The organism is Brevundimonas sp. S1H14 (genome assembly GCF_047716865.1).
GTDB classification, from domain to species: Bacteria; Pseudomonadota; Alphaproteobacteria; order Caulobacterales; family Caulobacteraceae; genus Brevundimonas; species Brevundimonas naejangsanensis.
Map to the genome: position 1 here is coordinate 3,156,537 of NZ_CP136679.1, position 12,079 is coordinate 3,168,615.

General features: G+C 67.1%; 14 protein-coding genes. 4 read left to right on the forward strand and 10 right to left on the reverse strand.

Features of this window, described 5'->3' with window-relative positions; genetic code table 11:
- Positions 1-56: 56 nt before the first annotated feature.
- From RSD66_RS15235 to RSD66_RS15245, 3 genes are all read right to left on the reverse strand, one after another.
- On the reverse strand, positions 57-1,232 hold the full coding sequence (locus RSD66_RS15235; RefSeq protein WP_415289608.1) for an aspartate aminotransferase family protein: 1,176 nt from the start codon (positions 1,230-1,232) through the stop codon (positions 57-59).
- 134 nt (positions 1,233-1,366) lie between these two features.
- Positions 1,367-2,281, reverse strand: coding sequence for a M28 family metallopeptidase (locus tag RSD66_RS15240; RefSeq protein ID WP_415288521.1), 915 nt, complete (start codon positions 2,279-2,281; stop codon positions 1,367-1,369).
- Between the two features lie 56 nt (positions 2,282-2,337).
- Positions 2,338-3,165, reverse strand: coding sequence for an ABC transporter permease (locus RSD66_RS15245; RefSeq protein WP_024354975.1), 828 nt, complete (start codon positions 3,163-3,165; stop codon positions 2,338-2,340).
- 235 nt (positions 3,166-3,400) lie between these two features.
- Here RSD66_RS15245 and RSD66_RS15250 point away from each other — a divergent pair, with 235 nt between their 5' ends.
- A complete protein-coding gene (locus RSD66_RS15250; RefSeq protein WP_119413740.1) occupies positions 3,401-3,943 on the forward strand; it encodes a GcrA family cell cycle regulator in 543 nt (180 codons plus the stop codon).
- A gap of 309 nt (positions 3,944-4,252) precedes the next feature.
- Here RSD66_RS15250 and apaG read toward each other — a convergent pair whose 3' ends face one another.
- Complete coding sequence (apaG, locus tag RSD66_RS15255) at positions 4,253-4,660, reverse strand: Co2+/Mg2+ efflux protein ApaG (RefSeq protein WP_024354977.1); 408 nt, start codon at positions 4,658-4,660, stop codon at positions 4,253-4,255.
- A gap of 93 nt (positions 4,661-4,753) precedes the next feature.
- Between apaG and RSD66_RS15260 the strand changes: the two genes are divergently transcribed.
- A complete protein-coding gene (locus RSD66_RS15260) occupies positions 4,754-5,791 on the forward strand; it encodes a 2'-deoxycytidine 5'-triphosphate deaminase (protein WP_303699731.1) in 1,038 nt (345 codons plus the stop codon).
- Between the two features lie 58 nt (positions 5,792-5,849).
- Here the strand turns inward: RSD66_RS15260 and RSD66_RS15265 are convergent, their stop codons facing one another.
- Positions 5,850-7,118 carry an MFS transporter gene (locus tag RSD66_RS15265; protein ID WP_346525079.1) on the reverse strand — a complete coding sequence of 423 codons (1,269 nt, stop codon included), beginning with the start codon at positions 7,116-7,118 and terminating at the stop codon, positions 5,850-5,852.
- Between the two features lie 137 nt (positions 7,119-7,255).
- Between RSD66_RS15265 and dapE the strand changes: the two genes are divergently transcribed.
- Positions 7,256-8,464: a succinyl-diaminopimelate desuccinylase gene (gene dapE, locus RSD66_RS15270; RefSeq protein WP_415288522.1), complete on the forward strand. Its 1,209-nt coding sequence runs from the start codon at positions 7,256-7,258 to the stop codon at positions 8,462-8,464.
- Between the two features lie 6 nt (positions 8,465-8,470).
- Here the strand turns inward: dapE and RSD66_RS15275 are convergent, their stop codons facing one another.
- From RSD66_RS15275 to RSD66_RS15285, 3 genes are read right to left on the reverse strand one after another with little or no spacing between them, the layout of a single operon-like run.
- Positions 8,471-8,929, reverse strand: a complete 459-nt coding sequence (locus RSD66_RS15275; protein WP_024354981.1) for a YbaK/EbsC family protein — start codon at positions 8,927-8,929, stop codon at positions 8,471-8,473.
- Positions 8,926-9,141, reverse strand: coding sequence for a hypothetical protein (locus RSD66_RS15280; protein WP_346524963.1), 216 nt, complete (start codon positions 9,139-9,141; stop codon positions 8,926-8,928). Before RSD66_RS15280 ends, RSD66_RS15275 begins: the two co-directional genes overlap by 4 nt.
- A gap of 1 nt (position 9,142) precedes the next feature.
- Complete coding sequence (locus tag RSD66_RS15285; RefSeq protein WP_415288523.1) at positions 9,143-9,484, reverse strand: RidA family protein; 342 nt, start codon at positions 9,482-9,484, stop codon at positions 9,143-9,145.
- A gap of 129 nt (positions 9,485-9,613) precedes the next feature.
- Between RSD66_RS15285 and RSD66_RS15290 the strand changes: the two genes are divergently transcribed.
- Positions 9,614-10,048 carry an SRPBCC family protein gene (locus RSD66_RS15290; RefSeq protein ID WP_415288524.1) on the forward strand — a complete coding sequence of 145 codons (435 nt, stop codon included), beginning with the start codon at positions 9,614-9,616 and terminating at the stop codon, positions 10,046-10,048.
- Between the two features lie 33 nt (positions 10,049-10,081).
- Here the strand turns inward: RSD66_RS15290 and RSD66_RS15295 are convergent, their stop codons facing one another.
- Positions 10,082-11,074: a type II secretion system F family protein gene (locus RSD66_RS15295; RefSeq protein ID WP_024354985.1), complete on the reverse strand. Its 993-nt coding sequence runs from the start codon at positions 11,072-11,074 to the stop codon at positions 10,082-10,084.
- Between the two features lie 16 nt (positions 11,075-11,090).
- Entirely contained in the window at positions 11,091-12,074 is a 984-nt protein-coding gene (locus RSD66_RS15300; protein WP_415288525.1) for a type II secretion system F family protein, read from the reverse strand.
- Positions 12,075-12,079: the final 5 nt, after the last annotated feature.

Genomic DNA, 12,079 nt, shown 5'->3' on the forward strand with positions numbered 1-12,079 from the left:
GGTAGAAGGAAAACGGCCCCACCCGCCCTCCCCATGACGGGGAGGGAGAACCAGCGTCAGCCCGCGACCTTGGTGCGAGCGAACTCGCAGGCCTTCTCGAACTTCTCGACCGCCTCGCGGGCTTCTTCGAGGGTGATGTTCAACGGCGGCAGGACACGGACCAGATTGTCCCCGCCGCCCGCGACCAGCAGCTTGGCCTCGTCGCGCGCCCAGCCCATGAACTCGCGGTTGTTCGGGACCAGTTTGACGCCCAGCAGCAGACCCTTGCCGCGCACCTCGACGATCACGTCGGGGAAGCGTTCAGCCAGACCATGAAGCTGCTGCTTCAGATAGCCGGCGACCTCATTGACGTTGTTCAGGATGGCGTCCGACGACACCTCGTCGAAGGCCGCCTTGCCGACCGCCATCGCCAGCGGGTTGCCGCCGAAGGTCGAGCCGTGAACGCCGACCGTCATGCCCTTGGCCGCCTCGGCCGTAGCCAGGCAGGCGCCGATGGGGAAGCCGCCGCCCAGAGCCTTGGCGATCGCCATGATGTCCGGGGTCATACCGGCCCATTCGTGGGCCCACAGCTTGCCGGTCCGGCCCATGCCGCACTGGACTTCGTCGAAGATGATCAGGACGCCGTGCTTGTCCGCCATCTCGCGCATCCAGCGCAGATCTTCCTCAGGCGTGGCGCGGCACCCGCCTTCGCCCTGAACCGGCTCAAGAACGATGGCGGCGGCGTTCGGGTTCTCGAAGGCGGCGGTCAGGGCGGCCTTGTCGCCCCACTTCAGCTGATGGAAACCCTCCATCTTCGGCCCGAAGCCCTCGGTGTAGCTGGGGTTGGCGGCGGCGTTGATGGCGCCATAGGTGCGGCCGTGGAACGAGCCGTCGAAGCCGTAGATGTCGATACGCTCAGGCTGGCCGTTGGCGACGTGATATTTGCGCGCCGTCTTCAGGGCGCACTCGATCGCCTCGGTGCCCGAGTTGGTGAAGAAGACGACGTCTGCGAACGACTTGGCGCACAGATCGTCGGCCAGGGCGTCCTGCCCCGGAATCTTGAAGATGTTGGAGACGTGCCACAGCTTCTCGGCCTGATCCTTGACCGCCTGCACCAGCTTGGGGTGGGCGTGGCCCAGGGCATTGGTCGAAATGCCCGAGACGCAGTCCAGATATTCGGTCCCGTCAGTGGACCACAGGCGGACGCCCTGGCCGCGCTCCACTTCCAGCGGCGCGCGATTGTAGACACCCATCAGATGACCGGACACTTGGCAGACTCCATAAAGCGAGACGGCCCCGGCGCGACAGCGACGGGACCGCTTCAGAAAAGGGCGACGAACTTGTCGGGCGCTATTTCCGCATAGTCAACACCGCGCGGGGCGCGAATTCAGCGCAGTTGCGCATCCAGTTTCCGGATCAGGGCCGCATAGGTCCGGCCTGCCAGGTCGACAGCCTCGCCCTCGACCGCCTCCATGGCGTCGTCCTTGGAGTGGATCAGGCGGAAAACCTGCGGGACGAAGCCCTCGGCCAGGCCGTTGGCCTCGCCGCCGTTGAAGGCCAGCCACATCTGATGGGCGCCGACCTCGTCCTGAAAGCCCAATGAGACCACCGGCGCGCCCGCCGCTGAGAAGGCCCGGTCGTCCGACGGCGGATAGACGGGGAAGCCCACGCACTGCATGGCCCGCTCGGCGCACAATTCCTGCACCGCGCGGGTGACGAAGGCCGACTGCGGCCCGTTGTTCTGACCGTACATCATGGTGTCGCCATAGGCGGCGATGTCGGAGTTCACCACGGCGGCGACGTTGGCGATCCCGTGCGCCTCGATCCACTTCTTCGCGCCGATCAGACCCAGCTCTTCCTGATCGAAGAAGATGATGCGGATGCGGTGCGACAGCGGCGCCTCGCGCAGAATCTTGGCCGCCTCGATCAAGGCGACCACCGAACCGGCGTTGTCGATCACGCCCTGCGACATCGTCCCATCCCGCAGCTTCACCGCGTCATAGTGGGCGGTCAGCAGGATTTCCTTCGGCCCTTCGCCCAGGGTGACGACGACGTTTGAGCCCTGCATCGGCTCGCCTCGCCCGCCGCCTTCAAAGGTCTCGACGCTTGGCGTGAAGCCCTCGTCGCGCAACTGGCGCAGCAGCACCTCCAGCCGCGCGGCGTTCGAGGACTGGACATAGGCGCCGACCTGCTCACGCAGGTCTGCGGCCCGGTTCTGCGCCAGTGACGGCGCGGCCGTCAGAAAGACAGCGGCCAGACAGGCGCCGCTGACAGCGGCTTTCAGACGAAGATGAAACGACATGGCGGGGCCCCTTTCGCGAAGCCCCTCGCCTCGCGCTGAACGCCCTGCTTAAAACGTCAGCTCTTCAGCCGCCAGCCCGAACGGAACACCAGCCAGCAGGCCGCGCCCATGACCACGGTCAGCACGGCGCTCATGACCACGCCGACCATCAGACTGCCTTCCGCGTGGCCGATGAACCCCGCCCTGAAGCCGTCGATCAGGTAGAAGAAGGGGTTGAACTTGCTGATGCTGGCGAAGGGCTCGGGCAGGCTGTCGATCAGGTAGAAGGTGCCCGACAGGAAGGTCATCGGCATGACCACGAAGTTCTGCACCGCCGACAGATGGTCGAACTTCTCCGACCACAGACCCGCCAGCACCCCCATCATGCCCATCAGCAGGGAGGCGATCAGGCCGAACCAGACGATCAGGGCGATGTTGGCCAGACCCAGCTTGGCAAACGGCATGACGCAGATCGCCGTCACCAGGCCGACCGCCACCCCGCGCGTCGCCGCCCCCAGGGTGAAGCCGATGGTCAGTTCCAGCGGGCTGAGCGGCGGGGTCAGGAAGTCGGTCGCCGTACCCATGATCTTGGCCTGAATCAGGCTCGACGAGGCGTTGGCGAAGGCGTTCTGAAGGATGGCCATCATGATCAGGCCCGGCGCCACGAACTCGGCGAAGGGCGTGCCGTGCAGCGGCGGCCGGGCGCCCTTCAGCGCCACCACGAAGACCATCATGTAGAGCAGGGTCGTCACCACCGGCGCCGCCACCGTCTGGGCGCCCACTTTCCAGAAACGGCGGACCTCCTTCAGGTAGAGGGTGCGCAAGCCCACCCAGTTGATCCCGTCGTAGCGGCGGGGCTGGGGGAGGCCATGAGGGGCGTCGGAACCGGCGGTCAGGTGCGTCATGCGGCCTCAGATGCGACAGGCGAAGCCGTTTCGCAAGGCGCCCGCCCTGTGGATGAAGGCCAAGAAACTGATTCAAATCGGGACATTAACCATACTACATATAGTTTCTGTGGACAGGTGAATTCCCACATATTGCGTGTTTTAAGAGGTGATTTACGATTAGAGGCGTGATGAGGGGCCGAAATTCGGACTCCGACACAAGATATTGAATCTGACGTCTCCGCAGGAGGACGACATGAACCCAGGTTGGACCGAAGACCGCGTCGGCGCGCTGAAGAAGCTGTGGCTGGAAGGCCAGTCAGCGAGCCAGATCGCCAAGGCCTTGGGCGGCGGCGTGACCCGCAACGCCGTGATCGGCAAGGTGCACCGCCTGGGCCTGTCGGGCCGGGCCGCTCCGTCGCAGCCCGCGCGCACGACCTTCCGCCCCGCCCGTCCCCGCGCCGCCGCCCCGGCCGCGCCGGTGCAGGCCCCGTCGGCCCCGCGCCGCATCGAGGCCGTCGCCCCGCGCCCGATCGCCGCCGCCGCTCCGCAGGCGCCGGCCCCGACGCCCACGCCGGAACTGCCCGGCACCGCCACCGTGCTGACCCTGGGCGCACACATGTGCAAATGGCCGATCGGCGATCCCTCGACCAGCGACTTCAGCTTCTGCGGCCGTCGCGCCTCGGAAGGCGTCTATTGCGTCGAACACGCCCGCGTCGCCTACCAGCCCCAGGTCCGCAAGAGCGCCAGCAAGGACGCCTCCTCCGACCTGGCCCGCAGCCTGCGCAGGTACATCTAAGTTCGCTATCGCTCGCGACGCGATCGCTCGCTGCTTGAGCTTCTAGGCCTGCTACCGCTCACCGCGCGGCGGTTCGCTACTTGAGCAGCCGCCGCGTCGTCGCCTTTCGGCCCCACGGCCGACACGAACGCCCCCTAGAGGGGCCGCCGTCCGACCCGCCGGTTTCCTGCGGGCTCCGGGGCGGGACTGCGGTTCTCCGGGTTGACGCAGTCCCATCCCCCTCGCCTCTGGCGAGGGGTTTTTTGTTTGGCCCTACCGCGCTTCGCGCTGCTTGAGGGCCGAGTTAGGCGCCCCTGCCGCGCCCTCGCTCTAGTTCAGCACCCTTCGCGCATCGGGCACGTCCAGACTGAAGGCGGGAATGGCGGCTTCGAACATCCGCCCCTCTGCGTCCTGCATGAAATAGGCGCCGACCATAGAGCCGGATGGCGTCGTCAGCGGGCAGCCCGAAGCGTAGGCGTAGCTGTCGCCCGGCTCGATCACCGGCTGTTCGCCGACCACGCCTTGACCGCGCACCTCTTCGACCCGGCCCAGCGCGTCGGTGATGGTCCAGCGCCGGGCCACCAGTTGCACCGGTCCGCCGCTCAGATTGACGATCTCGACCTGATAGGCCCAGACCCAGCGCCCCTCGGCCGGGTCCGACTGGCCCGCCAGATAGGAGGGGCGGACGCGAACGACGACGCCTTCGGTCTCGGCGGAGTAGGCAGGAGCGGAATGCATGCGCTATATGCAGCCCGCCGTGCGCGGGGTTCAAGCGTCTGTCGTCGCCGACAAGCTACACAGACGGGAAAATCCATGTGAGAACAGGACGGCATGACCAGCTTTCAGATTCCCGACCAGCCCGGCATCCTTCCCTTCCAGGGTATTGAGACCCTGATCGCGATCGGCGCCATCGCTTCCGACACCCCCTTCGACGTCGATCAGGTCCAGCCCGCCAGTCTGGACCTGCGGCTGTCGGACCAGGCCTGGCGAGTGCGCGCTTCCTTCCTGCCCGGCCAGCGCAAGGTTGAGGAACGCATCGCCGACGTCGCCATGCACGCCATCGACCTGCCCGACAGCGGTTATGTGATGGAGAAGGGCTGCGTCTACATCGCCCGCCTGCAAGAGCGTCTGCACCTGCCGCGCGGCCTGAACGCCCGCGCCAATCCCAAGAGCTCGACCGGACGCGTCGATGTCTTCGTGCGCCTGCTGACAGATCAGGGCGGCAGTTTCGACGACGTGGACGAGGGCTATGACGGCCCCCTCTATCTCGAGATCGCCCCTCAGACATTCTCCATCCTGGTCAAGCCGGGCACCCGCCTGAATCAGCTGCGCCTCAAGGCGGGCGAGCCGCCCAAGCTGGAGACCCGCAGCGTCGGCGTCGACCTGCGCGCGGGCGACAACGGCGTCGTCGGCTATCGCGGCCGTCGTCACGCGGGCGTGGTCAACATGGACCACATCGACGGCCACGACCCGCGCGACTTCTGGGAGCCGCTGACCCTGCGCCGGGGCGAGCTGCTGCTGGATCCGGGCGAGTTCTACATCCTGGCCTCGTCGGACGATGTGGAGATCCCCGTCGATCAGGCCGCCGAGATGACCCCGATCGACCCCTCGGTCGGCGAGTTCCGCGTCCACTACGCCGGCTTCTTTGACCCCGGCTTCGGCACGGACGAGGCGCACGGCGCGGGCTCCAAGGGCGTGCTGGAGGTCCGCACCCACGACACCCCCTTCCTGCTGGAACACGGCCAGATCGTCGCCCGACTGGTCTATGAGCCGCTGACGGAACGGCCCTCGCGCCTCTACGGCGAGGGCGGCAGCCACTATCAGAGCCAGGGGCTCAAGCTGTCGAAACACTTCCGCCCCTGGGGGTGACCGCCAGAGACATGAAGGCCCCGAGATCAGAGGATCACGGGGCCTTTTTCTTGCGGTTCTAGGTCAGCTTGTTCGCCTTCCTCAGATCAGGAAAGACCTTGGCCCAGACGCCCGTCGCGGCCAGCGCCCCGAAGCCGCCGAACACCGCCGCGCCGATCGGTCCCAGCAGGCGCACCATGACGCCGGAATAGGCCTCGCCCAGTTCATTGGACGCGCCGATGAACAGCATGGACACCGACGACACCCGCCCGCGCATGTGATCCGGCGTGGCCAGCTGGATCAGGGTCTGGCGGATGTTGACGCTGATCATGTCAGCCGCCCCGCCCAGGAACAGCACAGCCCCTGACAGCCAGACGCTTCTGGACAGGCCGAAGATCAGGGTGCAGACGCCGAACACGGCCACCGCCCCGAACATCCAGCGCCCGCCGTGTCGCACGATGGGGAAGCGGCTGAGATATAAGGCCATGATCAGCGCCCCCACCCCGAACGAGGCCCGCAGCAGGCCGAAGCCGATAGCCCCGACATGCAGGATGTCGCGCGCGAAGATCGGCGTCAGCAGCGCCACCCCGGCCAGCAGGACGACGACCAGATCCAGCGAAATGGCGCCCAGCACGATCTTGGTCTTCCACACATAGGCTAGGCCTTCGCGGACCTGCTGCACCGGGCCCAGCTTGGACGGATCGACCTGAGGCTTGCCCTTGGTGCGGATCAAGATGAAGCAGGCGATTGCTGCCAGAAACAGCGCCATCGCCGAGGCGTAGGCCAGCGGCACGTTCACGCCGACGATGACCCCGCCCAGCGCTGGCCCCGCAATGGCGCCGGTCTGGAAGGCGATGGACTGGGCGGCGATAGCGGGCGGCAGGGCCTTGCGACCCACCACCATCGGCAGGAAGGCCTGGCTGGCCGGAGCAAGGAAAGCGCGCGCCGCGCCGAAGACGGCGGCGACCGCCAACAGGCCCCACAGAGGCGGCGATCCGTGCAGCGCCATCATCAGGAAGGCGCCCGCGCACATCCCCTCGACGATGATCGACAGGGTGACGGTATGCTTGCGGTCGCGCCGGTCGGCCATCGCCCCGGCCGGCAGGGTGAAGGCCAGCAGCGGCAGGAACTGGCACAGACCCACCAGCCCCAGATAGAGGCTGGCCTCCTCGATCGGATGGTCGCGCCGGGCGATCTCATAGACCTGCCACAGCAAGGCCGAGGACTGGATCTGAATGCCCAGGACCGCCACCATCCGCCCCAGCCACAACAGACGAAAGTCGCGAATGCCCCACGGACTGGACGGCCCGTCGTCATGAGAGGAACCGGACGGGGGGCCAGGCGGCAGAGGCGGCTGGGGCGGAACCGTCGGGGCGGTATCGATGCTTTCGGTCGTCACGGTCGTGGTGCGTCTTCAAACAAGAGAGAGCTGTCGCGGCCGTCGGGCCTTCTCGCGGGTGCGCGATATGCCTAAAGCATAGCGGCATGAGCGCCGCATCACATTCCGTCATCGATCCTGTCGACCTGACCCGCGACCTGATCCGCATCCCCTCCGTCACCCCCGCCGACGAAGGGGCGATGGACGTGCTGGAGCGCGCCCTGACCGGTCTGGGCTTCGCCTGCCGTCGCATGGTGTTCGAGGGGCCGACCGGCGTGGGCCATGACGCCCGGATCGAGAACCTCTACGCCCGGCGCGGGACGGCCTCGCCCAACCTCTGTTTCGCGGGTCACACCGACGTGGTGCCGATCGGCGACCTGAAGGCCTGGAGCGCCGGTCCGTTCGAGGGCGAGACCCGCGACGGCGTCCTCTATGGGCGAGGCGCCGTGGACATGAAGGGCGGCATCGCCGCCTGGGTCGCCGCCGTCTCGCGCGTGCTGTCGCATTATGCCGAAGAGGGGGGCGAGGTCGAAGGCTCCCTGTCCTTCCTGATCACCGGCGACGAGGAAGGCCCGGCCCTGCACGGCACCAAACGGGTGGTCCAGACCCTGGCCGCCGAGGGCGAGGTCATCGACGCCTGCGTGGTCGGAGAACCCTCCTCGGCCCACCATCTGGGCGACATGATCAAGGTCGGACGGCGCGGCTCGCTGAACACCTGGATCACCGTCCACGGCAAGCAGGGCCACGTCGCCTACCCCGACCGCGCCGCCAATCCGGCCCCGGTCATCGCTCGCCTGCTGGCCCGGCTGGACGCCCATGTGCTGGACGATGGCTACCCCGAGTTCCCGCCCTCGAATCTCGAAGTCACCACCATCGACGTGGGCAATCCAGCGACCAACATCATCCCGGCCGAGGCCAGGGCGCGGCTGAACATCCGCTTCAACCCGACCCACACCGGCGACGGCCTGATCGACTGGCTGAACCGCGAGGCGGGCATGCTTCAGGCCCAAACAGGTCTGCGAATCGAGCTGGAGCACATGTGCTCGGGCGAGGCTTTCCTGACCGAACCCGGCGTCTTCATCAGCGCCGTGCAGGACGCGGTCGAGGCTGTTTTGGGCCGCCGCCCCGAAGCCTCGACCACCGGCGGCACCTCCGACGCCCGCTTCATCCGCGCCCTGTGCCCGGTGCTGGAGCTGGGTCTGGTCGGCCAGACCATGCACCAGGTCGACGAGCGCGTGCCCGAGGCCGAACTGCGCGCCCTGACCGACGCCTATGAGCGCGTCATCATCACGGTGCTGGAACGACTGGCCGCCTGATCAGGCTCAGCGGCAGGCGTCGACCCATTGCGCGCCTGTCAGCTCGGCCATGCGTTCAGGGCTGATGCGGACGGCCGAGTGGATGGCCCCGGCCGCCGGGATCACCACGTCCCAGGCCTTCAACGACGCATCGCAATAGACCGGCAGGGGCGTCGCCAGACCGAAGGGGCAGACCCCGCCGACCGGATGGCCGGTCACGCCCTCGACCTCGGCCAGGTCCAGCATCCTGACCTTGCCGCCGAAGGCCGCCTTGGCCTTGGCGTTGTCCAGCCGGGCATCGCCCGTCGTCACCAACAGCACGATGCGGTCGCCCGCACGCAACGACAGCGTCTTGGCGATCTGTCCCGGCTCGACGCCATGAGCGGCCGCCGCCTCGGCCACGGTGGCGGTGCTGACCTCCAGCTCGATAATGGCGATGTCCGGCGCCGTTTCCGCAAAGAAGGCGCGGACGCTGTCCAGGCTCACGCCTCGCCTGCCGCTTCCAGCCGGGCGATGCGGCGGTCCATGTCGGCGACCTGATCCTTGAGGCGCCGAGCTTCAGACGCCATGTCGACCGGCGTGCCATCCTCATAGGTCAGCTGCGCCCCCTTCTCGATCAGATCGAGGCGGTACAGGGCGGTGACTCGGGTCGCTTTGAATCGCTCCAGCTCGCTCTCGTTCGAGATGACGCGCGCCATGTCAGCGCGCCGCCACGACGACGACCTCGACCCGATAGTCGGGCGTGGCCAGCTTCGCCTCGCAGGTGGCGCGGGCGGGCGGATTGGCCGTGTCGACCCAGGCGTCCCACACGCTGTTCATCGCCGCGAAGTCGGCGATATCGGCCAGCCAGACCTGGGCCGACAGGATATTCGACTTGTCGCTGCCGCACTGCGCCAGCAGGGCGTCGACCTCGGCCAGGGCGGTGCGCGTCTGGGCGACGACGTCCTCGCCCGGTTCGCCGACCTGACCGGCCAGATAGATGGTGTCGCCGTGGATCACGGCCTGGCTCATGCGACGGTCGGGCTGGATGCGGGTGATCATGACGGCTCCTTGCTTCGCCCTCGGCCTTAACGCGACGGCGGCGCCGCTCCAAGGACAAACGCCGCTTCGACTGAAAGCTCAGGCCCGCGCCATCTTCCTAAACCGAAAAAGCCATGTCACAGGGAGCGCATGGAAACGATCCGCATCGAACACCGCATCGGCGTGCGCGCCACGGCTGAACGCCTCTGGGACGTGCTGACGGACTTCTCCGGCTGGGAGCGCTGGAATCCCCATGAGGTCGAGGTTCAGGGCGCCCTGGGCTATGGCGCGCCGATCAACCTGACCGAGCGGCTGCCGAATCTGGGCGAGCGCCAGGTGCAGGCGCATCTGGGCGAGTGGGAGCCGAACGCCCAACTGGTCTGGGTCGAGCGTCGCGGCTTTCTGTTCCGCACCCTGCGCTACTATGAGATCGAGGAGCTGGATCGCGGCGCCTGCATCGTCTCGCATGGCATGGTCTTCACCGGGCTGCGGGCCGAACTGTTCCACGACAAGCATCGCGGCCGCATCCGTCCGGCCTATGAGGCCATCAGCGAGAAGCTGAAACAGGTCGCCGAACAGGGCTGACGTCTCCCCCTGTCAGCCGTCAGCAGTCAGCCGTCAGCCGCCCTTGATCGTATCGGTGATGTTGATGATCGCCGGCCCCAGGATGACGACGAACAGAACCGGCAGGAAGAACAGGATCATCGGCACGGTCAGCTTGGCCGGAAGCGCGGCCGCCTTCTTCTCGGCGGCGGCCAGACGCAGGTCGCGGTTTTCCTTGGCCATCACCCGCAGGGCGCTGCCCAGAGGCGTGCCGTAGGTCTCGGCCTGGGTCATGGCTGTCGCCACGGCCCGGATGCCCGGATGCTGCGTCCGCTTGGCCATGCCTTCATAGGCCAGGCGCCGTTCCGGCAGATAGCTCAGCTCGGCCGACAGCAGGGACAGTTCCTCGGCCAGTTCGATCGACTGGCCGCCGACCTCCTGACTGACCTTCTGAATCGCCGCCTCGATGGACATGCCGGACTCGACGCAGATCAGCAGCAGGTCCAGCGAGTCGGGAAAGGCCGCGACGATCGACTGACGCCGCTTGTCGATCAGGTTCTTCAGATAGACGTTCGGCGCATAGAAGCCGACGCCCGCCGCCAGGATCACAAAGGAAAACAGGGTGAAGCCCGGCAGGTCCGGCTTGATCACCACAAACAGATAGAAGGCTGTCAACGCCATCAGGATGAACGGCAGGGCGAAGCGGAAGAAGTAGAAGGTGTTCACCGGCCCCGGCCCACGAAAGCCGGCCTGGGTCATGTTTTCGGCGACCTTGGGGTCTTCCAACAGCTTGACCAGATTCAGCCGCGCCACCACCCGGCTGCGGAAACTGTCGTCGGTTCGGCGCAGCCCGCCGCCGGTCTCGCCCCCGCCGCCGCGCAGGGCCTGACGCGAGCGACGGCGCAGTTCCTCGCGGCGTTCGGCCACCGCCTTCATTCGCTTGTCCAGCCGCGGCCCGCCGCCGACGAAGGACGACAGCAGCGTCAGGACGCTGGCGAAGACGGCCACGCCTACGCCGATGCTCAGCAGGTTCTGCGGATCGGTGATGAAGCGCATGAAGGCGTTCACGGTCCTGGCCCCTTCCTCAGAACTTGAAATTGATCATGCGCTTCATCACGAAGACGCCGGTGGCCATCCACAGGACTGCGCCCAGCAGCATCACGTGGCCGCGCACGTCGGTGAACAGCAGCATCATGTAGCTGGGGCTGGTCAGGGTCACCATGATCATGACCGCCGGCGGCAGGGAGCCGATGATGGCCGCCGAGGCCACGGCTTCGGACGACATGGCCTTGATCTTCTCGCCCATCATCCGCCGGGCGCGCAGCACCGAGGTCAGGTTGCTCAGGGCCTCAGCCAGGTTGCCGCCCGACTTCTGCTGGATGGCGATGACGATGGCGAAGAACTTCAGCTCCGGCGTCGGCATCCGCGTGTACATCTTGTCCAGGGCGTCGGCGAGCGTCAGCCCCACGCCCATCCCCTCGACCAGAAGGCGGAACTCGCCCGCCAGAGGCTCAGGGCTTTCGCGGGCGATGACCTTGAAGCAGTCATGGACGGGCAGGCCGGTCTTGATGCCGCGCACCAGCACGTCGACCGCATCGGGAAAGGCCAGGGCGAATTTCTTCATCCGCGCCTTGGCCTTCATGTTCACGACCCAGCGCGGCAGGCCCAACCCCATCGCGATCCCGACTCCCAGCACGATCAGGATGTTGCCGCCCAGGACAAAGGCCAGAAGGGCGCCGATCAGCCCCATCGCCACGCTGATGATGACGAAAGTCCGCAGCGACAGTTCCAGCCCCGCCTGCTTCAGCTTGGCGCTGGTGGTCATGCGCGCCTTGCGCTCGCGACGATCGACCTCGCGCAACTGGACCATGATCTGCTTGCGTCGGGCCTCGGGCGTATTGGTCGCCGCCGCCCGCTTGGCCGCCGCCACCGACTCGGTGCGGCTGGTCGCCAGAACCTTGGCGCGCTTGACCGCCTGACCCGAGGAATCGTCGCCGCCGACCAGCACCCAGCCGACGCCGCCGATGGTGATGAAGGCCAGAACCGCCGCAAGCACAGGAAGCAGCATCCGCC

What these genes read in the sequence shown, in the direction of transcription:
- RSD66_RS15235 (WP_415289608.1), bottom strand. Translation starts at nt 1,232, where the DNA reads ATGGGTGTCTACAATCGCGCGCCGCTGGAAGTGGAGCGCGGCCAGGGC.
- RSD66_RS15240 (WP_415288521.1), bottom strand. Translation starts at nt 2,281, where the DNA reads ATGTCGTTTCATCTTCGTCTGAAAGCCGCTGTCAGCGGCGCCTGTCTG.
- RSD66_RS15245 (WP_024354975.1), bottom strand. Translation starts at nt 3,165, where the DNA reads ATGACGCACCTGACCGCCGGTTCCGACGCCCCTCATGGCCTCCCCCAG.
- RSD66_RS15250 (WP_119413740.1), top strand. Translation starts at nt 3,401, where the DNA reads ATGAACCCAGGTTGGACCGAAGACCGCGTCGGCGCGCTGAAGAAGCTG.
- apaG (WP_024354977.1), bottom strand. Translation starts at nt 4,660, where the DNA reads ATGCATTCCGCTCCTGCCTACTCCGCCGAGACCGAAGGCGTCGTCGTT.
- RSD66_RS15260 (WP_303699731.1), top strand. Translation starts at nt 4,754, where the DNA reads ATGACCAGCTTTCAGATTCCCGACCAGCCCGGCATCCTTCCCTTCCAG.
- dapE (WP_415288522.1), top strand. Translation starts at nt 7,256, where the DNA reads ATGAGCGCCGCATCACATTCCGTCATCGATCCTGTCGACCTGACCCGC.
- RSD66_RS15280 (WP_346524963.1), bottom strand. Translation starts at nt 9,141, where the DNA reads ATGGCGCGCGTCATCTCGAACGAGAGCGAGCTGGAGCGATTCAAAGCG.
- RSD66_RS15285 (WP_415288523.1), bottom strand. Translation starts at nt 9,484, where the DNA reads ATGATCACCCGCATCCAGCCCGACCGTCGCATGAGCCAGGCCGTGATC.
- RSD66_RS15290 (WP_415288524.1), top strand. Translation starts at nt 9,614, where the DNA reads ATGGAAACGATCCGCATCGAACACCGCATCGGCGTGCGCGCCACGGCT.
- RSD66_RS15300 (WP_415288525.1), bottom strand. Translation starts at nt 12,074, where the DNA reads ATGCTGCTTCCTGTGCTTGCGGCGGTTCTGGCCTTCATCACCATCGGC.